The 22,169-nt window shown below is 30.7% G+C and carries 23 protein-coding genes, 1 tRNA gene and 1 pseudogene; 2 read left to right on the top strand and 23 right to left on the bottom strand.

Annotation, left to right across the window (positions count from 1 at the left end):
• Positions 1–124: 124 nt before the first annotated feature.
• The 7 genes from KGF39_RS00140 to KGF39_RS00165 form a co-directional block, all read right to left on the bottom strand.
• On the bottom strand, positions 125–2,191 hold the full coding sequence (locus tag KGF39_RS00140; protein WP_227820722.1) for an ATP-dependent helicase: 2,067 nt from the start codon (positions 2,189–2,191) through the stop codon (positions 125–127).
• A gap of 76 nt (positions 2,192–2,267) precedes the next feature.
• On the bottom strand, positions 2,268–2,747 hold the full coding sequence (locus KGF39_RS00145; protein ID WP_227820723.1) for an EAL domain-containing protein: 480 nt from the start codon (positions 2,745–2,747) through the stop codon (positions 2,268–2,270).
• Positions 2,737–2,871: a hypothetical protein gene (locus KGF39_RS19765; RefSeq protein WP_255643195.1), complete on the bottom strand. Its 135-nt coding sequence runs from the start codon at positions 2,869–2,871 to the stop codon at positions 2,737–2,739. Before KGF39_RS19765 ends, KGF39_RS00145 begins: the two co-directional genes overlap by 11 nt.
• A 92-nt stretch (positions 2,872–2,963) precedes the next feature.
• Complete coding sequence (locus KGF39_RS00150; RefSeq protein WP_227820724.1) at positions 2,964–3,338, bottom strand: hypothetical protein; 375 nt, start codon at positions 3,336–3,338, stop codon at positions 2,964–2,966.
• A 179-nt stretch (positions 3,339–3,517) separates the two neighbouring features.
• Positions 3,518–4,258 carry a flagellar motor protein MotB gene (locus KGF39_RS00155; protein ID WP_227820725.1) on the bottom strand — a complete coding sequence of 247 codons (741 nt, stop codon included), beginning with the start codon at positions 4,256–4,258 and terminating at the stop codon, positions 3,518–3,520.
• A 20-nt stretch (positions 4,259–4,278) separates the two neighbouring features.
• Entirely contained in the window at positions 4,279–5,067 is a 789-nt protein-coding gene (locus KGF39_RS00160) for a flagellar motor protein (RefSeq protein ID WP_227820726.1), read from the bottom strand.
• A gap of 88 nt (positions 5,068–5,155) precedes the next feature.
• Positions 5,156–5,246, bottom strand: a tRNA-Ser gene (locus tag KGF39_RS00165).
• A gap of 199 nt (positions 5,247–5,445) precedes the next feature.
• Between KGF39_RS00165 and KGF39_RS00170 the strand changes: the two genes are divergently transcribed.
• Positions 5,446–5,619: a DeoR family transcriptional regulator gene (locus tag KGF39_RS00170; RefSeq protein ID WP_227820727.1), complete on the top strand. Its 174-nt coding sequence runs from the start codon at positions 5,446–5,448 to the stop codon at positions 5,617–5,619.
• A 44-nt stretch (positions 5,620–5,663) separates the two neighbouring features.
• Positions 5,664–5,980, top strand: a pseudogene (locus KGF39_RS00175) (hypothetical protein).
• Positions 5,981–6,162: 182 nt separating this feature from the next.
• Here the strand turns inward: KGF39_RS00175 and hisJ are convergent.
• From hisJ to KGF39_RS00255, 16 genes are all read right to left on the bottom strand, one after another.
• Complete coding sequence (hisJ, locus tag KGF39_RS00180) at positions 6,163–6,942, bottom strand: histidinol-phosphatase HisJ (protein ID WP_227820728.1); 780 nt, start codon at positions 6,940–6,942, stop codon at positions 6,163–6,165.
• 344 nt (positions 6,943–7,286) lie between these two features.
• The gene (locus tag KGF39_RS00185; protein WP_227820729.1) at positions 7,287–7,637 is read right to left on the bottom strand and encodes a zinc transporter; all 351 of its coding nucleotides are present in this window, start codon (positions 7,635–7,637) and stop codon (positions 7,287–7,289) included.
• A 15-nt stretch (positions 7,638–7,652) separates the two neighbouring features.
• Positions 7,653–8,069 carry a DUF3842 family protein gene (locus KGF39_RS00190; protein ID WP_003418377.1) on the bottom strand — a complete coding sequence of 139 codons (417 nt, stop codon included), beginning with the start codon at positions 8,067–8,069 and terminating at the stop codon, positions 7,653–7,655.
• An 18-nt stretch (positions 8,070–8,087) separates the two neighbouring features.
• Positions 8,088–8,279 carry a CooT family nickel-binding protein gene (locus tag KGF39_RS00195; protein WP_003418375.1) on the bottom strand — a complete coding sequence of 64 codons (192 nt, stop codon included), beginning with the start codon at positions 8,277–8,279 and terminating at the stop codon, positions 8,088–8,090.
• Between the two features lie 149 nt (positions 8,280–8,428).
• Entirely contained in the window at positions 8,429–9,244 is an 816-nt protein-coding gene (locus tag KGF39_RS00200) for a lipoate--protein ligase family protein (protein ID WP_227820730.1), read from the bottom strand.
• Between the two features lie 46 nt (positions 9,245–9,290).
• Positions 9,291–10,229, bottom strand: coding sequence for a radical SAM protein (locus KGF39_RS00205; protein WP_227820731.1), 939 nt, complete (start codon positions 10,227–10,229; stop codon positions 9,291–9,293).
• Positions 10,226–11,098, bottom strand: a complete 873-nt coding sequence (locus tag KGF39_RS00210) for a radical SAM protein (protein WP_227820732.1) — start codon at positions 11,096–11,098, stop codon at positions 10,226–10,228. The genes KGF39_RS00205 and KGF39_RS00210 overlap by 4 nt, the downstream gene beginning before the upstream one ends.
• A 24-nt stretch (positions 11,099–11,122) precedes the next feature.
• Entirely contained in the window at positions 11,123–13,051 is a 1,929-nt protein-coding gene (gene acsV / locus KGF39_RS00215; RefSeq protein ID WP_054272674.1) for a corrinoid activation/regeneration protein AcsV, read from the bottom strand.
• Positions 13,052–13,161: 110 nt separating this feature from the next.
• The gene (gcvH, locus tag KGF39_RS00220; protein ID WP_227820733.1) at positions 13,162–13,539 is read right to left on the bottom strand and encodes a glycine cleavage system protein GcvH; all 378 of its coding nucleotides are present in this window, start codon (positions 13,537–13,539) and stop codon (positions 13,162–13,164) included.
• An 86-nt stretch (positions 13,540–13,625) separates the two neighbouring features.
• Entirely contained in the window at positions 13,626–15,752 is a 2,127-nt protein-coding gene (gene acsB / locus KGF39_RS00225) for an acetyl-CoA decarbonylase/synthase complex subunit alpha/beta (RefSeq protein ID WP_227820734.1), read from the bottom strand.
• A 56-nt stretch (positions 15,753–15,808) separates the two neighbouring features.
• Positions 15,809–16,615: a carbon monoxide dehydrogenase/acetyl-CoA synthase methytransferase subunit gene (gene acsE / locus KGF39_RS00230; RefSeq protein WP_054272672.1), complete on the bottom strand. Its 807-nt coding sequence runs from the start codon at positions 16,613–16,615 to the stop codon at positions 15,809–15,811.
• A gap of 49 nt (positions 16,616–16,664) precedes the next feature.
• Complete coding sequence (gene acsC, locus KGF39_RS00235) at positions 16,665–18,032, bottom strand: acetyl-CoA decarbonylase/synthase complex subunit gamma (protein WP_227820735.1); 1,368 nt, start codon at positions 18,030–18,032, stop codon at positions 16,665–16,667.
• 30 nt (positions 18,033–18,062) lie between these two features.
• The gene (gene acsD, locus KGF39_RS00240) at positions 18,063–19,007 is read right to left on the bottom strand and encodes an acetyl-CoA decarbonylase/synthase complex subunit delta (protein WP_107595792.1); all 945 of its coding nucleotides are present in this window, start codon (positions 19,005–19,007) and stop codon (positions 18,063–18,065) included.
• Between the two features lie 19 nt (positions 19,008–19,026).
• Positions 19,027–19,797: a carbon monoxide dehydrogenase accessory protein CooC gene (locus KGF39_RS00245; protein ID WP_003418348.1), complete on the bottom strand. Its 771-nt coding sequence runs from the start codon at positions 19,795–19,797 to the stop codon at positions 19,027–19,029.
• 55 nt (positions 19,798–19,852) lie between these two features.
• A complete protein-coding gene (gene lpdA, locus KGF39_RS00250; RefSeq protein WP_227820736.1) occupies positions 19,853–21,238 on the bottom strand; it encodes a dihydrolipoyl dehydrogenase in 1,386 nt (461 codons plus the stop codon).
• Between the two features lie 43 nt (positions 21,239–21,281).
• Entirely contained in the window at positions 21,282–22,163 is an 882-nt protein-coding gene (locus KGF39_RS00255; protein ID WP_003432262.1) for a methylenetetrahydrofolate reductase, read from the bottom strand.
• Positions 22,164–22,169: the final 6 nt, after the last annotated feature.

Consider the following 22,169-nt stretch of genomic DNA (forward strand, 5'->3'; position numbering starts at 1 on the left):
TAAACAATTATAAATAATACATTTTTATCTATCTCTTTGCCTTACACATAATAAATAATATACTTCTTGCTAGTCTATACTTATAAATAATATATTGTTTGCCTATCTAAATTTAGATTATAAATTAAATAGTATAAATTATATTCTTCAATAAGCAAGTTTTCAAATCTAAGATTCGCTCTCTATCTTTAAATTTTATTGTAAACATAATTCCATCTTTTTTAATTATTTCTCCTTCATGAAATTTTTTATGGTATACCTTATCCCCTACACCAATACTATCAATTTCTTTTTTAGTTGGAGACTTTATATCATTGATAAATAATGATTTATCAACTTTTTTCCCATATTTATTTAAAGTAGAGCTTATACATAATTTTTCTTCAGCTCTTGTAATAGCAACATACATAAGTCTTCTTTCTTCTTCTAATTGTTCTTCTTTTTTCTCTTCCTTACAAATATCATATGACTTTTCATGAGGTATTGTTCCTTCATTTACACCTATAATATAAACATTTCTAAATTCTAATCCTTTTGCACTATGCATAGTTGTAAATATGACACCATCATTCTGTTTATTCTTATTATTTTCCATTAATTCAGTCTTTACCCTATCAATATGCTCTAAAAACTCTGTCACAGTATTAAAATTAGTAGCTGAACTCTCAAGTTCATTTAATATCTCTACAAGCCCATTAGTCTTTATTTTTCTGTTACTACAATAATCTAAAACGTATCTATCATAATCAAGACTGGTTCTAATATAAGATATTGCATTTTTAGGATTTAAAGTATTTAAATAACTTAAATCTATTTCCAAATCATTTATTGTTTTGACTTGTTTCGGATGAAGATTACATTTATTTATTAATGCTGTTATAAAATCATTTTCATCCTTAACCATATTTATACTATCTTTAGATATATATCTAAATGGCTTATTTATAATTCTTAACCAATCTTTATTTGATTTTGGATTAATACCTATTCTTAAATATGCTAGTATATCTTGACTTGCCCAATGGTCATATATTGTAATTACTGAATCTTTTACTACAAATGGAATTCTCATATCCATAAACACATCTACCAATGCTCTTGACTGTATATTGGTTCTATAAATTACTGCAAAATCTGAATACTCTACATAATCTTTTTTTATTTCGTCAATTATTTTCTTGGCAATATATAAGGCTTCTTCCTCTGAATCATGTAGAGAAATATAACTAACACTTCCTCCAGTGCCTTGACTACACTTAATTACTTTTTCATATCTATTTTTATTTTTTTCTATAAGTCTATTTGCAGTATGCACTATTTCACTTTTAGACCTATAATTTATGTCTAATATTATTTTTTTAGTATTATTAAAGTATTGCTCAAATTCAAGTAAAAAATCTGGTCTAGCTCCTCTAAAACCATATATACTTTGGTCCTCATCTCCAACTGCAAATATATTGTTCAATGGATTAGAAATTAACTTTAAAACTTCAAACTGCACTTTATTTATGTCTTGAAATTCATCTATTAGTATATATTTATATACATTTCTAACCATTTCTAATGCAGATTTATTATTCAAAAGTAAATAGTAAGTTCTTATAAGCATATCATCAAAATCTATTTTATTAACTTTAGATTTTTGTTCTTCGTATAAGTTGTACACTTTTAAAAACTCATCTTTTGTTAGTACTTCTGAATTAAATTCGCTTTTATCCATCAGTTCATTTTTTACATAAGAAATTTCATTTATAACTTGCCCTATATTCTCATCATCATCAGCATTCTCTACATTTAAACTTTTTAAGATTGCCTTGATTGTCATTCGTTTGGATTTTTCATCAAATATACTATCTAAATTGTATCTTTCAAAATACCTTAGAATTTTAAAAAATACAGAGTGGAAAGTGCCATAGGTCACCTTATTAAGCCTTATATCATTACTTAAACTTAAAGCTCTATTTTTCATTTCTATTGAAGATGCCTTGGTAAAGCTTATTGCCAAGATTCTTGTTGGGGCTATGTTTTTGTTTACGACCATATTAGCTATTCTATATGTAATTACTCTTGTCTTACCTGAACCAGGCCCTGCAAGTATCATGCAAGGCCCATCTATATGTTCAACTGCTTCTAATTGATTTTCATTTAACTTTCTTATATCTATATTTGTTGTGATTATTAGCTCCACCACCTTAATTTATAATTATATTATTTTCTTTTTAATTATAAACTAAAAGTTCATAAAAATACATTTAAATTTTCCTCTATTAAACCACACCATTCCTATTTTCATGACATATCTTGAGCTCTTTTCCAATTTTGGCATTTATATCTTCAGGGATAAATGTTGGTTTACTAATATAATACCCCTGCATATAATCTATTCCAAGATTAATTAATGTTTCCATTTCACCTTTGGTCTCTATACCTTCTGCTATCACTTTAATACTTCTTTCATTAGAGTATGAGATAAGATTTTTTAATATTTTCTGTCTGTCTTCATCTTTATCAATACCTCTTACAATAGACATATCAATCTTTACATAATTTGGCATTATATACAATAATACAGCATCTCCATTGTATCCTGTCCCAAAATCATCTAAAGCAATTACTATGTTCCAATGATTTATATATGTTTTCTTTTTCTCAATAAAGTCTTCATTAATCTTATCATTCTCTGTTATTTCTAATACCACTCTATTTAAGTAATCACCATATAAATCTTCAATTTCCTCAAAATCCACTTTTGATTGATGTCAGATTTTCTGGGTCTAGCTTATAATTATCTTCCTTTTTTAAACTACATCCTGTAAGTAATAAAACAACCATTGATGTAATAATTAATTTTGTAAACTTACGCTTATTCATAAAATCTACCCCTTCAAATTTATAAAGTTTATAATAGCATTAAAACTGTAACTTCACTATTTATATTAGCTATAGAACGTTTACTGATATATTTAAACAGGATTTACAACATATTTAAAAGCAATTAAGAAACATACAATTACAAATATTGAAAATAAAGCTTTTACATAATTCTTATTTCTAAATGCACCAAACGATACTAATCCTTGTTGAATAGCTACTGTAATCACTAAAAGAATCATTATTATATTAAGTTGAACCAACTTAAACAAATAAAGTAATGAAAACACTAATAAGAGTACACATAATACAATACTAGATTTATTAATAATATCGTCAATCTTATCTACTGTCTTAGACTGTTTATTAACTTCCTTTAGTTTTTCTTTATTTAAATTCTCAATTTTTTTATTATACCTCTCTCTTGTTTTATCTTTATATTTTGAGTTTTTATTCTTATTACCCATTTATTTCCTCACCCTCTATAAAATTTTTTTAATTGAGCTTTTACATCATTTAAATATTATATATTTAAGATACCATATATTCTCACAAAAAGGTAACTTACTATTCATCTATTTTTAATTTTCGCATAAAAAAGCCATCTCCTTCTAGAAATAATTCTGTCCTGAGATAGCTTTTTTAACTATTTATTTTCTCCAACATCTTCTACATTATCATATTTACTATCAACTAAAACTATATCAACTCTTCTATTTTTTGACCTACCTTCTTGAGATGAATTATCTGCTATTGGTCTAAATTCGCCATATCCTACAGCAGATAACTTATCTGGTGCTATCCCTGCATTGTCAATAAGAAGTTGAACAACATTAGTTGCTCTCATAACTGATAAATCCCAGTTTGATTTAAATTCAGAATTTTTTATAGACATATTATCTGTATGACCTTCTACCCTCATGTAACTATTCATTTCATTTAACATCTTACCTATTTGAATAATCTTATCTCTAGAATTATCCTTTATAATTGCTTTTCCAGTATCAAATAGTATTGTATCTTTAAGGCTTATTACCAAGCCTCTATCTTGAACTTTTAATGATACTGAATTATCCATACCATTTTCATTTAAATACTTCTGAATTTCTTCACCAACTTTTTTAAATTCAGCATTTTGTAAACTATCTAAATTACTACTTTCTGGTTCAACTACTGGTTCCATTTTGCTATTACCACCTTCAATAACTCCAGCAGAACCACCAAACGCAGAATTTAAAGATTGAGATAATTGTTTATATTTCTCTGCATCAACATTACTCATAGAATACATTATGATAAAGAAAATCATAAGTAGTGTTATGAGGTCTGAATAAGTTAAAAGCCATCGCTCATTATTTTCTTCTTTTTCATCTTCATCATTTAACATAAACATTCCATCCTTTTATATTATTCAGCTCTACCATCAGTTTCTTCAAGTTCAATTAACTCTTTTGAATTTAAAAATATTTTTAATTTTTCTGTCATTAAACTAGAATTATCACCCTCAAGTATAGATAGTATTGCTTCTATCACCAAAAGTCTTTCACTTATTTCTTGTTGATTTATAGCCTTAAGTTTTGATGCTATTGGTAACCATATCAAATTGGCAGAACCAACACCATATAATGTAGCCAAAAATGCGACAGAGATTTGAGGTCCTAGTGCATCAGGATTACTTGAAAGATTCCCTAAAATATGTACTAATCCCATAACTGTACCTATTATCCCCAGTGTAGGAGCATATCCTCCTGCTGAATCAAAGATTGCGATTCCTTCTTTATGTCGTTTTGATGTTATCTGTATCTGTGATTCCAAGATGTTTCTTATAGTAGCTGCATCAACTCCATCTACCATAAGTTCAAGACCTTTTCTAATAAAAGGGTCTAAATCTTCTTTCTCACTTATTTCTTTGTCAATACTAAGAAGCCCCTCTTTCCTAGCCCTAACTGCAATTTCTTTGAAATAAATTATATTTTCTATGTTATTAGATTTTTTATTTTTAAAAGCTAATAACATTATCTTTATTGACTTTTTAAACACAGAGAATGGTGTTGAAGCTCCAACAGCTCCTATAGTTCCACCAAAAACAACAAGTGCTGATGAAAATACAAATAATGCTCCAACATGTCCTCCATCAATGACAAAAGCAACTACTAAAGATGCTATTCCCACTATGAAAAAAATTAAAGTTATCATATATTTCCTCCTTTCTTTAGTTATACATAGCAAATCATTTACAGGCATTATAAAAAGACTATCTTTAACAAGAATAGCCTTTAGCAATTGGCGGAGAAGGAGGGATTCGAACCCTCGCACCGGTTACCCAGCCTAATCCCTTAGCAGGGGATCCTCTTGAGCCACTTGAGTACTTCTCCATATCTCTATACTAGTAAATTATATAATAAAATTATATTTTAGTCAATTGTTTTATAAAATTTGAGTTATTTTGAATTATTAAACATCTATTTTTACTTTTTCGCTTAAATCTAAGTTTCAAATATGGTAAAATTATTTTGCATAACACTTATAATATTCTTTAACAAATATACATAAACCCTGACTTAATTGTAAGTTATGCTTAAAATTAAAATAAATGACATAATTCAAATGTTTGATATATCAATAGAAACTGCACGAAGAGATTTAGCTCATATGGAGAGTGTTGGTCTTTTAAAAAGAGCTTATGGTGGTGCTATACCAGTTATAGCAAGTAGTGTAGAACTCAACTATGTTAAAAGAAAAAAATAAACTCAAATGATAAAAAACAGATTGCTATTAAATGTAGTGAGTTTATAAATACAAATGATACTATTTTTATGGATACTGGAACTACTGTTCTTGAAGTTTCAAAAAATTTAAAAGACAAAAAAATCTAACTGTAATAACCAACTCAATTTTAGTTTCAAATGAACTTATGAATACTAATATAAAAGTATACGTACTTGGTGGTTATCTTAGAGAAACTGAGGGTTCTTTCTCTGGTCCACTTACACTATCAGCTATTGAACAATTTAATGTTGATAAGGCTATTTTAGGTGCTGGAGTCATAACTCTTGAAAATGGTATCTCTGACTATCACTTAGAAGAAGCACTTGTTAGAAAAAAATGATTGAAAGGTATAGAAAATCTATAGTGGTTGTTGAACCTCCTAAGTTTGGTATAAGTTAATTTAGTAGCTCCTATAGTTCATAAGACACTCTTTTTTGTGTTAAATCAAATATATTTTCATATTTCAATACTGAAAAAGAGGCTTATCTCTATTTTGAGACAACCCCCTTTAGGTGAATATATCTAAAAAATATCGTATTTATTTATTTCCTCTGCACAGTGAGAATCTGAACCTAAAACTAATGGAATATCGTATTTTTTTACCAATTTTAACAAGTATCCATCTATATAAGATTCTTTGCAATACTCTTTTCTATTACCAGAAACATTGTAATCAAGTTCGTAACCTTTTTCTTTGACTAACTTTATTAAGTCTTCAAGAATTTTGTTTCCTTCATAATCGTATGGGAATACTTGATTAAACTTTCTAACTAAATTTAAATGACCTATTCTTTTTGGCTTATGTATTCCTAAATCTGAATTTACAGCTTTTATCAAGGTTTCATAATACTTATTATACACAGCTTCAATACTACCTAACTTGTCGATTAAATTTTGAAACTCTTCTACACTGTAATCTACACAATAATAACCATCTTCAATTTTAATTATATGCACTGATAAAAGAGAATCCTCTAACTCTTCTCCATATTTATCTAAGTTATTTTTTATCCCTTCTTCGTATCCTTCTATAAAATCTACTTCTGACCCTACATTTATCTTGATTTTGCCCTCATATTTTTCTTTCAACTTCTTAACATCATTGAAATACTTTGGTAAATCATCAATACTCATACAACTATCATTTTCAGGAGCAGGGTCTTCAAATCCATCTGCATATGGAAAATGCTCTGTAAATGTCATTTCTGTTATTCCAACATCAATTGCTCTTTGTATGTATTTTTCAAAATCATCCTTACTTCCATGAGGACAATAAGGTGAATGTATATGACCATCCTTCATAAATAATTCACTCCTTTTTTAAATAAAAAACCTCATATAATCACATGAACTTTTTTTAACTTTAAAACAATATTTTTTAATCACACTAACTCTTATTATATCTAACATTGAATTAATTTTAAACAGTCTTTAGAATATCTTAACATTAATACTATTTTTAACTTAAGATTAATACTACCTTTAAATAGTAATACTCAATATATAAGTAGGGAACATTAAATAACCCCATATTATAATAAAATTTACTCATTAAAGTATATTACATACCACCTAAAAATTTCAATAATTAAATATCAAAAAACGTAAAAATCGCCTATATCAGACATATAAGCGATTAATTATATTTACATATGTTTTTTAGCCTCTAACAACATTTTATTAGCTTCTTCCATATACTCTATAGCATTTTCAATACTCTTTGCTGTTTCTTCTTTTCCAATAGCTCTAGCTTTTTCAACCCACTCTCTAAATCCTTCTTCATGAGTTTCATTGTGATTTATCCAGTGTACTAAAAGTATTTTTAAAGTTTTTTCATCCTTAGATTCTGCTGATTCCTCATGACTATGTTCGTGGTCATGGTCATGAGCATGGTCATGTGGATGTTCATGACATATATCTCCATGAGTATGTTCGTGACAATGGTCATGGTCATGATTACCATGATGATATCTTACAATCTCTCTATCAAAAATCATTAGTTATTCCTCCTGTTATTTTATATTAAATTCTTTTTTTATAAGATTTACAGAATCTTTTACAAGTAGTGCTAATGGTTTACCTTCTAATCCAACTAACTCTACATTTTCTGGCATAATAGGTAAAAGTATCTTTAGTGCCTCACTATCTGCAATAGCTTCACTTATATTACAAGTAACTTCTCCCATCATAGAATTAGGTATTATTACAGAAATAGGTGCAACTATTATGTTCGCTTTTTTAGCTGACACTACTATAGCATTTTCCCCTGTAGCTCCTTTATTAGCATGAGCCTTCATCATAGAACTGGTTGCTATAGAATTAGTCCCTAGTGCATAAATTTCTACATATGTAGGCAATTCTTCTCTCAAAGAAGAAACTATCTGGGCTCCAATGCCTCCACCCATTCCATCTATCACTGCTATTATCATATGAAATTCCCCTATTAATTAATTTTCTTGTATTATTATCTTATGGTCCATCAATCTTATCTCTTTAATTATTCCATCTATTATCTTTTGCTCTCCTAATAAATCAGTTAAATAAATCTTTCCATCACAAGGGTCTATATTAACCACATTTTCCATAACCTTTTCTAACTCATTATTACTTTTACAAATGAAAGCTGATGATTCACACATATAAATCTCCTCCTAATATGATTTTATTAAAAATCAAAAAAAGATTTCCTTAGGTATTTCAATACACCAAAGAAATCTTCATGATTTCAGTTTTTGTATATTATTATACCTTAAGTATAGCACTTTAATTTATATAAAGTCAATTAAAGTTAACGCTTTTTGTTGTACTCTTCATTCTTGTATTTTTCATATAATTCTTTAGCTAATTGCTTCTCATAATCAGTCAAATCGTCCTCTACAAACTCAACATTAAATTGTTCAGCTAATCCCTTTACTATATTTTCTTGTAGAATATCTATATCTATTTTTCTACCAAGTTCATTTTCTATTCCACTTGCCTTCTCAGCTGTAAATTTCATAGCCCTTTCCTTCAATTCTGGTGTCTTAGTTTTTATTAATTTAAATAATTTTTCTACATCAAAATCCAGTATTATTGAACCATGTTGTAATAGAACACCATCTTTTCTACTTTGAGCACTTCCAATGACTTTCTTATTATTAATAGTAACTTCATATGATGCATGTGCATTAAAACATGCAGCTGATAGATTTTCCCTACCTATTCTCTCGCCTCTATTTAGATTATCTGTTTCTATACCACTTAAATTTAACCCTTTGACTAAACCTTCACTTATATATCTATAAGACTGGTTAATACTCTTATCAATTAAAGGATTATCTTCTCCTATAATTATACTATAAGTTAGCTCATTATCATGTAATACAGCTCTTCCTCCTGTAATTCTTCTAGTATAGTCTATATTCATACATCTACACTTATCCAAATCTATCTCATCTTCCAATTTCTGAAAATATCCTATACTCAAACAAGCTGGCTTCCATGTATAAAATCTAAGTGTTGGCCTATTATGTCCCTTCTTATATGCAGTAAATATAGCTTCATCAATTGCCATATTCATTGCACCATCATATGATTTATTATGTATAACTCTCCACTGATTCATGATTATTACGCCTCCATCTTTAGTATAAATATATCCTAGAAATCCTCTATAGATTTATTTCTCTTATAACTAAATCTATCTCGCTTTGATTTAAAGGTCTTGAATAGTTATATATAGTACTTCCTGGTCTTTCATTATAGTATGGTCTATTGCAGTCCTTGCATCCTCTTATTTCAAAAGGATAGCCTTTGTTTATGTCTTTTATAATATCATTATTAAGTTTTATACTATCTAAGTATCCATTTTTAAATTCAAAGTACTCTTTTGAATAGCCTTTATTTATCATATAAGACATTAACTGTACCCTTCTGTAACTTTCTATGTTTGGTTGACTTATATTTTCCATTTCAGTTCCTCTAACTGGAGTAAATGCAAATAAACTAATCGTTATATTATTTTCCTTTAAATAAGTATATAAGCTATATATATCTTCATGACTTTCACCCATACCAACTATTATATGTGTACTTATTTTATTAGGATATGATTTTGACATTTCAGTTATAAATTTTAACTTTTCGTCATAGTTATTTCCTTTTACTTTTTCATATAATTCTTTATTTGCTGCATCTATCGCTATTCCTATTTTATCTACTCCTGCTGAAAAAAACTTATTTATTTCTTCATCATTCTCTAATTTTGCAGATAACGAAATTGGCATATCTATCTTACCATTTATATAGTTTATAAAATCTAAAACAGACCTGTGTGCTTCCTCACTTGCCATTGATTGAATACATATTCTCTTTATATTTTTCCCTTTATAAGTTCTTAAAGCATCTAATATTTCCTCTTTAGAAAACGCTGGCCAAACTACTCTTGATAACTTATCTTTTCTAGTACTACTTTCTATTGATTGAGAACAAAAACTGCATCTGTTTATACACTTTTCTCCAATCATTACATATGCTGTAGTAGGAGGTATATCGCTTTTTTTGTTTAATATTCCAAGTTCTATTGCTGTCCCAGATGATAATCTAATCATAAAACGCAACACTCCTTACACACAGTTATTGTCATATTCATTTCTATAGCCTTATTCTTAGCAGACCTTGATGGTAATACTATTTTATTGACTCCACACATTATAGATAGCTGGTCTAACTCTTTTCTGTACATACCTCTTGGTCTCATGCACCCTAGATTAATTTCAGTATCTGGCAAGTTAATTCTAGCTTCACATAAAATATCTACTACTCCTTCTAGCTTAGGAGGTTCTACATTTTCATATTCAGTTCCCTTTGTTGGAATAAGAACTATAAAGGTAAGTTTATTAGGAGGATTTTTTTGTAGGTATTCTATAATCTCATATTCACCTTTTATTTTTCCTCCTTTTAAACCAATACATATATGTGGTGCTACTTCTGTATTTTCTCTTAGTGTATTATAAACTTCGATATAATCTTCTTTACTCTTTTCCATCTTATAAACTTCTCTTATAGTTTCTTTATCAAATACTAAATCAAAAGAAACTATATCTAAATACTTACACAACTCTATAATACTACATTTATCCATAAGTCCTAAATGAGCATTCAACCTGTATCCTTGCTCCTTTAAGCTTTTAATAGTCTGAATATGAGTACTCATTGGAACATCTCCCTCATAACTACAACCACCACTCAATAAAAAGCTAGTTATATTCCTTGATTGTACTTTTTCCTTATAATCCTCTATTGGCACCATATTGTTTAAATAGTGACCATTACAATGAGCACATTTCAAACTACATTGATTGCTTGTAGTACTAAGAGCTAATGTCTGATTAGGATAAGCAAACTCTATTTTATTTCCAAAATTCCTTAATTTAATATCAAATGCTATTTTCATTTTTTCAGATAGATTATTGTTCATAGTTTATTCCTTTTCAGTTACATTTTACTCTTCTAATAATTTCTTTGCTGTTGGAAACTGTTCTATATTCGTATGTGGCAAGAAACATGCAGAGATAAATTCATCCATATAGCTTGGGTATACACTAAGTTCAACATAAGTTATTTGATTACCTATTTCCTCAAGCTTATTTTTTGCATCCTTACTTATAAGAGCTAAGTAAGAACCAACAAGTGAACTATTTCCAATATAAGTAAATTTTTCTCTATCAATATCAGGAAGTAATCCTATAATTATTGAGTTTTCTATGTCTAAGTTATTTCCTATACCACCTGCTATATAAACTCTATCTAGTATACTAAAATCCATACCTAAACTGTCTACAAGAGTGTATGCACCTGAATATATAGCTCCTTTAGCTCTTATGAAGTTATCTATGTCAACTTCATTGACTACTATATCATTTTCTAAATCAAATTCTTCTTTAAATGCTAATACATACTCTCCTATCTCATGCTCATTAAATCTAACTCTCTTATTGTCCAAATCTCTATATATCTTACCTCTTCTATCTATTACACCTTTAGTAATCATTTGGCAGATTAAATCAATTATACCAGAACCACATATACCAACTGGGGCACATTCATCTATAATTTTTAATGTTGGCTCTAAAGTTTCCTTATCAATAGTTACTTTTTCTATTGCTCCTGCTGATGCCCTCATTCCACAGCTTATACCTCCACCTTCAAATGCAGGTCCTGCTGAACACGCACAGCTCATCATATAATCTTGATTTCCAAATACTATCTCTCCATTAGTTCCTAAATCTATAAATAAAACATTTTCTTCACTTGACCATATACCTGCAGATAATACACCTGCTGTTATATCTCCTCCTACATAACTTGCAACAGATGGAGCTAAGTACACATATGCACTGTCATTTACAAAAAGTCCAACATTTTCTCCCATAAGTTTTGGAGATTTCAAAAATGGTGGTATGTAAGGTTCTTGTCTTAAGAAGTCTGTATACACACCTAAGAATAAACTTGTCATAGTTGTATTCCCAGCAGCCACTAAAGTAACTACATCTTCTTTATTTATTCCATTTCTTTCGTATATTGTTTTTAATAGTGGATTTATAGTTTCCTCAACTATAGCTTTGTGAAGTGTTTCTAAGCCATTTTTCTTAGTTGAATATATAATCCTATTTATAACATCTGCTCCGTATTTTATCTGTGCATTTCCAGAAGAGGCTTTATCTACTACTTCTTTTGAATATAAGTCTACTAAACATACTACTACTGAAGTTGTACCAATATCTATTGCAACTCCATATAAGGAATTTTCTTTGTTACCTTCTTCTATATTTATGATTGTAAGTTTTTTTTGTTTTTGAACATACGTTATTGTAATTTTAAAATCACTCTTTCTAAATACTGTTGGCATCTTTCTAAGTATATCTAGCCTAAAATCTATTTCATTATATCCTAAGTTATTTCTAACATATCTTTCCAATCTATCTACATCACTTATATTATCATCTAAGTTTGGCTCTTCCATTTCTATGTATTTCTTTTTTATATTTGTTTTAAATTGAAGGTTATGTTCTTCAATTATTTTTTTAGCTCTTTCAAATATTTCTCTATCTTCTTTTTTATTACTACCTTCTATCTTCATACCATGCATAGAAGATGATACTTTAGAAGGAACTTCAATTTCTATATCTGAGATTACCTTTGTACAACAAGCCAGTATATAACCTTGCTCCCACTCATCATCCGTTATATGTCTTGTTTTTTCTGTATCAACTTTCCCATTCAATAATTTTACTTTACATTTACCACAAGACACATTTCCATTACAAGGAGCATCTATAAATATGTCTGCATTTCTTGCAACCTCTAGTAATATATCCCCCTCATTACAATAAACTTCTTTATTGTTTGGTGTAAAAGTTACTTTTATCATATTATCCTCCCAATTTGTTCTATATATTATAAAAGGAAAGTATAGCTAAATTTGCGTGCACTCAAATTTTACTATACTTTCCCCAATTATAATAATATACTAATCTTTAATTATTCTAATCCAGCCTCGTATTCTTTATCACTTAATAACGTATCAAGTTCAGCCACATCAGCTAGTTTTACTTTTAATATCCAGTTTTCATATGGGTCTTCATTTATACATTCTGGCTCATCTTCTAATTTTTCATTAACTTCCAATACCTCACCATTAACAGGAGATATTAAATCAGAAGCTACTTTAGAAGACTCAACTACTCCAAAATCTACTCCCTTAGTTACAGTATCTTCTACTTCTGGTGTTTCAACAAACAATATTTCTCCTAATTGATCTTGAGCATAGTCTGTTATACCTATATATACAATATCTCCATCAATTACTTTTACCCACTCATGATCTTTAGAGTATTTTAATTCTGGTAATAATTTCATTTCGATAGACCCCCAATATTATATTATTGATTAAATTACTTAAATCATATTAATATTATATCATATTATTTTAAATTTTCCATCAATTACATTACACTTTCCATAGCTAATGCTGGATGACCTTTTTCTTCTAAGAAAGCTAATACTCCTTCAGAATCGTCAGCTATAGTTTCATCACAAACCATATCACAGAAGTTTTCTATTCCAGTCATTTCTTTAACTGTAGCATTTAATTTATCAGCTACATAATCTTTTAATTCTTTTGGCATCCAAACGATTCTTTCTGGTCCACCTTCTGCATAAGCGAATTTTTTAGAAGATATGAAATGTCTTCCGTGTCCCATGAATCCTGGAGTTTGAACTCCTCCACCTGTCATAGAAGCAAGTTCTCCAAAAGTCATACCAACTGGAGTAACACTTGCAAATTCTCTGTTAACTACAACAAATCCATTTGCTTCTGGCATTATACCACAGATACACTCGAAACATCCACAAGAAGTCATAGGGTCTTCTAATATAGAGTATAATGTAACAGCTTCAACTGCACCTTGAGATATTTGGTTTACAGTTTCATTTACAGAGTTCCATACACCTGTTCTATCGTCTAAACATTCACCTTTTTCTATTGGTTGACAAGGACCTGTAGGGTCTAATTCTTTAGTAGCTTTAGCATCTAACCAGCTAACTGCTCCACAAAGACCAAGTCTTTCAGGAGTAACAACACAAACGTGAGCTGGTGCGAATGATTGACATAAGTTACAAGAATAGAAAGTATCAACACTTTCATCAACTAATGAAGCTAGTCTTTCATCTCTAGCATTGTACTTAGCTATTGCTTCACCTTTTAATTCTGAAACTTTTTCAGCATCTGTAATTATAGTTATTTCACACTTATCAACAACAGATTCAAATTCATCTAACATCTTAGCATATAAAACTTCTCCTATATGCTCAAGTCTAAATCCTTTATCAAATGCATCTTTAGAGATTCTTACCCAAGCCATATCTCTTTGTCCAACGTGCATTACACCTTCTATATAGTTTAAGAAGTAGTGGAAACGTCTTTCAAGAACTGGCTCGAAATCTTCTTGCATGTTTTTACCAGCTATTTTAACTATTACAGCAAGTGGTAATCTTAATACACCATCTGCATCAACTTCATCTATATTTGGTCCTATTATTTCTATCTTATGGTCTTCAACTTCTGTTGCTTCTTTCTTAACAACAAGTTCCCAAGCTTCAGTTCTGTTTCCACCAAATTCAGCAAACATGTCGCTCTTTCTAATTCTCTCACCTTCAAATGCTGCTGCAAATGAAACTGGGATAGGTATTTCAGTAACTTTTATTTTTATTCCTCTAGCTTCTAATGAAGTAGCTACTATCTTATCATAATCTTTTTGAGTTAATAAGTTCATTGGAACTTCAAGAACTGTTTGGTCAGTTACAACTGGGAATCCTAAAGCTATTGCTCCAGCACCTGCAGATACAACTAATTCACTTAATGGTCCAAATGCATTAACAAATGCAGGAACTCTATTAGCTGTGTACTCTAATAATCCGTTTAAATCACCAGGAGTTAATCCACCGAATATTAATGCCGCTCTTACTGCAACAGATACAACGTGGATAACAGAAGTTACGTCATATCCTAGAGGTATAACTCTTAGTTCAAGACCCATTTTTACTCCAGCTTCTATAGCTTGGTCTATAACTTTACCAACTAAGAAAGTCAATAAACCTTTAGATTGATAATCTTTTATAACTTTTGCTGCTGATTCAGCATCAGGACATTCACCAAGAACAACTGCAACACCAGGTATATCTCCTGTAACTAGTGGTACACCAAGTGATCTGATTATAGGGTCAGTTATATGACCTGCACATGGCTCACTATATGGAGCATCCATAGTTGAATATTTTAATGCTTCAATTACTTCTGCAGCTAAAGCTGTAGCTAAACCAGCATTAAAAGCATGTTCTAATAAATGAGTTCTATTTATTAAAGATTTTACTACTTCTAAAGCACCTTCTAAGTCCCCTAAAGTGTTCATCTTTTGTCCTGTTGCAGCATATATACAAGGTAATGAATATGCTGTATCAGGGAAAGCCACTTTATGCTCTTTTCCATTTTTTTCTATAGCTTCAGCTAGCATAGCTTGAGCCGCACCTAAAGCTTGTTCTGACCCTGTAAAGATTATATTATATAGATTCATTCTATTTCCCCCTTTAATATTTACACCTATTTTTTATTAACTATACCCTAAAAACCCTAGAAAGCAAATCCACCTTCATTTAGCTCTAAGAAAGAGTCTGCATATAAAGATGCCCCGTTGATTATGTCACAAGATTTTACAGTTTTCATTAATTCTGGGTCACATGGATTCATTATAGCTGAACTAAATCCATTGGCCATTGCCATTGCTAAGAATGCACTATCTAAAACAGGTCTAACATGCTTAGGACATCCATTAGATACGTTAGATAATCCTCCTGTAGTTAAAAGTCCCATTTCAGTCATCATTTTTATAGCTTCTAAAACTTCTACTTGTTTCTCTTGCATTCCTTTTATAACTAAGCATAATGGGTCGAATAGTATATCAGTTGGTTCCATTCCTAACATTAAGCCTTTTTCTAATATTTCTTGGCAGTAAGCCATACGCTCATCATTATCTCTTGGTATACCTTCTTTTGCACATAAACCTATAACCATTGAGTCATATTCAGCTGCTATATCTATTAAATCAAATCTTGAACCAGCATCAGCAGAGTTTATTATTGGTTTTGCATTAGTTCTATCGTAAACTTTAAGTCCAGCTTCGATAGCTTTTTTATTAGCTGTATCTAATGCTATAGGAACATTGTTGAACTCAGATTGAAGTAATTTAACTCCCCATGTCATTATTTCTTCGCCATCTCTTTCAGCAGGCCCTATATTAAAATCTATATAGTGTGCTCCTGCCTCTAATTGTTCTTTTGCTCTTTTTAAGATTGGAGCTGGGTCTCTTTCTGCTAATGCTTTTCTTATTGAAGGTGATATACAGTGTATTCTTTCACCTATAATCATAAATTTTTCCATTTATAATGTCCCCCTTTAAATTTAATATTAATAGTTAGTTAATATTTTATTAGTTTGTTTGGCATGCTTTTTCTTGGTATCCTTTTAAGAACTTAGGTAATTCCATAGATTCCTCTGGTCCTATAACTACATTCCATCCTGGTAAGTTATCTTCTATATCACCTTTAAGTACTGCAACTTTTCCTGGAATTATAAGGTCTTTACAATTAGTTACTTCTTCTACTTTACTTTCTTTGATGAAAGCAGAGATTGAGTTTCCACCAAATTTACCAGCAGCCCAAGATGTAAGAACTGAATATCCACCTGCATCTGGTATTACTAACCATACTGGAACTTTTGATCTTTCTATATCTCCAGCAACTATGAAGTAAGTTAATGCAAAGTCAACAGTAACTAATACTGGAGAATTTTCATCTGGGTTATTGATTGGATAAATCTTTGGTTCAACTCTCATTGGTCTTTGTGGGTCAGTGTATATGTTTTGTCTTAGTGCAAATAATGGTAATGCCTTAGCATAACTAATATCATCTATTACTATTATAGAACCGTATTTTATAGTGAATATTGATGATAAAGCAACTTCCATCATAGGGTTTGAATTAGATAATCTATTTGCAAATACTATTGAAGGATATCCAAATGTTCTATCTTGCTCTTTTAAAGCTATTCTTCTAACTTGTATAGCATTAGTGTAAGTATCTTTTATGTTTTCTCCTGTTACATCTAATACTAATTCTTTATATCCAGCAGCTTGAACTAATTCAACTGTTTCATATAATTCTTCTAAGCTACCAGCTTTTACACCTAATGGTAAACTTGCTCCTTTAACTACTTCTATCATATCTTTGTAGTTCTCTTTAGTTGCTCCATATACCATTGGTCTAGTATCTTTTAATACTTCAACAGCTTCTTTAACTACTTGTGCATCATCACAAGTTAAAATATAAGCTACTTCTAATCCACTGCCTTTTATTTTATCTATTAATTTTAAATATGCGTCTTTATCTCCACAATACTCTAAAACAGCCATTTCAACTTTCATTTGTTCACCAATTCTTACATAGTCAACTTTTTTCATGTTAGCTATCTTAGCGTCTACTGCCTCATCACTCATACAAGTACAGAATGAAACTGCATATCTATTTCTACTTACTAATGTTTTTTCATGTCTAAATAATACTGTTTCCCCACCTAGTTCATACTCAGATGCACCAGCACCAACTTTTAAAGCTTTCATTAAAGGTGCAGTAGCCTCTGATAGTTTCGCTATAGCGTCATCAGACATATGTGGGCATTTACCTACTTCTACAGCTCCTGAAGCAACCTTCATAGAGAAAGCCATACAAGTTGGGAATCCACAATCCTTACAGTTTTTCTTTGGTGTTAATTTAAATATATCTAAAGCTTTTAATGCCATTATTTTCTCCCCCTAACCTTAACAATTTAATTAAGCTAATGCGTTAACTAATTCTTTTATAGTTTCTATTGATTTTGGATGACGAAGTATAACTGCGTTTGAACCACCTACTAAAACACTTGCTGCAGTTGAAACTTCCATTGCTATAGTTCTTTCTTCTGGACAACCCCAATCTGGCTCATCTTCAATTGGAGCTATAGCTTCTTTAACATGACCTACTTCAAAAGCTACTGGTGTTATGATAGGCATTTGTAATGTCTTATCATTTTGACCAAATGCTGCAAGTCTGATTCTATCCATAGTAGATGCAACATACTCATATCCATAACCAACTGCTGAACATCCAACATTCATAACTATATTTTCACCTTTAACGCCTAATTGAGTTAACAATACGTTTAATTGTTTAGCTAGGTTTATATCAACAGAAGATTCAGCTCCTACTTTATGTGCATAAGCCATACCAGCTGATGCTCCTACTCCCTTATAGTTATCTTCTACTGCTGACATAAATAGACAGTTATGTCCATCTAATGCTTGAGCTAATTTTTCAAACAGTTTACCATCTTTTTCATGATTTCCTGAACCAGCTACAACTAAAGGTAATTTTATTGCTTCAACCACTGCTTTAGCTACATCAGCACATTCATCAACTGACTTATCTAATCCATTTGGGTCAGAACCATCAAATTTTAAACAAATAAAGTCTGCTTGTGTATTAGCTTCAACATATTTAGCCCATTCCACTGGACAGTTAGCTACATCTTTGTATAACTCCTTATATGAATCAGTCCAGCTTTCAGGATAAACGTCTGATATTTGTATACCTATTTTTGGAGAATTACCTACTTCCCCATCAAAACTATAAAAAGGTAATACATTTTCCCCACCTAATTTAATTGCTTTTTCCCCTATTCCTACTTCAACTTCTGATATTTTTCCAGAATATTTTTGAGTAGACATTTTAAATGCCATATTTTTTTCCCCCTTAAGCCTATTTTAATTCTAATTTAGCAAAAATTTCTTTCATAGCCACTTTAGATTTTGAATCTTCAGGTAAATTAACTAAAGGAATACCTGTAGAATCATATTCATATATCAATTCATCCATAGGTACGACACCGATTAGCTCTAGGTTATGCTTTTCAATTTCTTCTTTAACACCATCATTCATAACCCCATTTGGAACTTTATTTACAATTAGAAGTATTCTTCCAACACTTAATTTTAGTTCCTCAGCTAAATCTCTTATTCTAGCAACAGCTTGTATGCTACGTCTTGAACAATCACTAACCAATAAAAGCGTATCAACATGTCTAGTGACTTTTCTACTTAAATGTTCCATACCAGCTTCGTTGTCCATGACTAAGTATTTATAATGACCAGATATTTTGTTTACTTGTTCTCTAAGTATTCCATTTACAAAACAGTAACATCCTTCCCCTTCTGATCTTCCCATTACTAATAAGTCATATCCTTCTCCTTCTTCAATTATAGAATTTAATCTAAATTGTAGATATTGTGCTTTTGTCATACCACCAGGGAATGCATTGCCTAACTTTTCTCTTTGATTTACTTCTTCTCTTATTTCTCCTATTGTTGCTTCAACTTCGATACCTAATACTTCATTTATGTTAGCATTAGCATCAGCATCTACAACTAATACTGGTCCCTTTTTGTCCTTAACCAAATAATCAATCAAAAGCCCTGTGAGACTTGTTTTACCAGTTCCACCTTTTCCTGCAACAGCTATATTGTATCCCATTTTAAGACTTCCCCCTTAAATCTAGCCACAGAGCCTTATGTACTCTGTCTGTTTATTATAATTTAGGTACAGAATGAACACATTCTCCATGTACATCATGAAGTGCTTCCATTAGTCCTTCAGATAAACTTGGATGTGGATGTATTGCATCCCCTACTTGTTCTACTGTTAATCCTAGATGAACAGCAAGTGATAACTCTGTTAATAAATCTGTAGCATGAGGTCCTACTACTGCTGCACCTATTATCTTATCAGTTTCTTTATCAGCTATAATTTTTACAAATCCTTGGAAATGTCCTATAGCCTGTGCTTTTCCAAGACCTCTAAAATCAAATTGACCTACATTGTATTCTACACCTTCAGCTTCAAGTTGCTTTTCAGTTTTACCAACACCAGCAACTTCAGGCTCAGTATAAACACATCTTGGAATTGCTCTGTAATCTACTACCTTAGTCTTACCTAAAGCATTTTCAACTGCTACGATACCTTCTTTAGAAGCAACATGTGCTAGGAAAGGAGTATCTATTATATCACCTATTGCGTATATACCTTCTACATTAGTTTCAAGATGCTCATTAACTACTACTTTTCCTCTTTCCATTTCAATTCCTATATCTTCTACTCCAGAATTATCAAGGTTAGGTCTTCTACCAACACATACTAGTGCATATTGTGCTTCTATAACCTTTCCATTAGAAAGAGTTGCAACAGCCTTACCATCAACTACTTCACAAGTTTGTACTCCAATACCTGTGATAACTTTAATTTTATCTTTTTTAAATTGTCTAAGTAGTTGTTTAGCTACATCTTTGTCTTCATTTAATAGTATTTGGTCAACCATCTCAACTATAGTTACTTCTGTTCCTAAGGCTCTAAAGAACTGCCCTATCTCACATCCTATGACTCCACCACCTACTATTAACATAGATTCAGGTATCTCTTCAAGTCCAAGAACTTCATCACTAGTTATTACTACTTTTCCATCATATGGGAACATTCTTGGTACAACTGGAACAGAACCATTTGCTAGTATTATCTTATCTGCTTTTATAGTTTCTACTGTTCCATCATCTTTAGTTACTTCTATAGTGTTTTTATCAATTAACTTTCCAAAACCATTAACTAGTTTTACGCCTCTTTTTTCAAATAAGAACTCTATACCACTTATTAATTGGTTTACAACTTTATTTTTTCTTTCCATTATGGCAGTAAAGTTTGGCTTAACTGTACCATCTATTTCTATACCAAAATCCTTTGCTTCTTTTACAGTATTCAGTACTCCTGAAGAAGCAAGAAGTGCTTTAGTTGGTATACATCCTGCGTTTAAGCAAGTTCCTCCAACTCTTCTTTTTTCAATAACTGTTACCTCTGCACCAAGCATAGAAGCTCTTATAGCTGCTACATATCCTCCTGGTCCACCACCTACTACTACTATCTTCATCCTTAATTCCCCCAAACCTTATATAATCTACAATCTTGCAATACTATAAACCTGCGGCATCCAGTATAGCAGGTATATTCTCTTCTGCCCCAATTGCCATTATATGAACACCATCACATAAATCTTCTTCTTTTAATTGTTTGATAAGTTCCCCTGCCATTTTTATTCCTTCACTTACCCAGTTTTCTTTTCCAGCTGCTCTTAATCTTTCGATTTGTTCATCTGGAACGAATATTCCTGGTACATTTGCAGTCATAAATTTAGCCATTCCTGGAGATTTTAAAGGTACTATCCCTGCTAATACCTTGCAATCCATATCCCTTGTTAATTCTCTAAACTTTCTCATTGTATTTATGTCGTAAAGTGCTTGTGTTTGGAAAAATTTAGCCCCTGCTTTTATTTTCTTTTGCATTTTTAATAATTGAACTTCTATTGGAGAATATTCTGGAGTTACTGATGCTCCTAGATAAAAATCTGGAGAACCTTTTAATTTATTACCAGCCATATCCGTACCTGCCATTAAAGTCTCAGCAGTTTGAAGTATCCCCACAGAGTCTAAGTCAAATACTCCCTTAGCTTGTGGATGGTCTCCTACGCTAGTATGGTCTCCTGTTAATGCCAACAGATTATTTATCCCAAATACACCTGCTGACAACATTTCTCCTTGTATAGCTATCCTATTTCTATCTCTCCCTGTTATTTGAATAACTGGCTCTAATCCAGCATCTTTTAATAATTTACATGTAGCAAGAGAAGTTGCTCTCATAACTGCTGATTGAAAGTCTGTTACATTTGCTGCATGAACTCTTCCAACTAATGGCTTTGCACATTCTATTAAATGTGAAAGGTCAGTCCCTTTTGGAGGAGCCATCTCAGTAGTAACTGCAAATTTTCCACTTTCTAATGTTTCTCTTAATAAGCTCATCTCTAA

It is taken from the genome of Clostridioides sp. ZZV14-6345 (assembly GCF_020657775.1).
In the GTDB taxonomy this organism is placed as follows: domain Bacteria; phylum Bacillota; class Clostridia; order Peptostreptococcales; family Peptostreptococcaceae; genus Clostridioides; species Clostridioides difficile_D.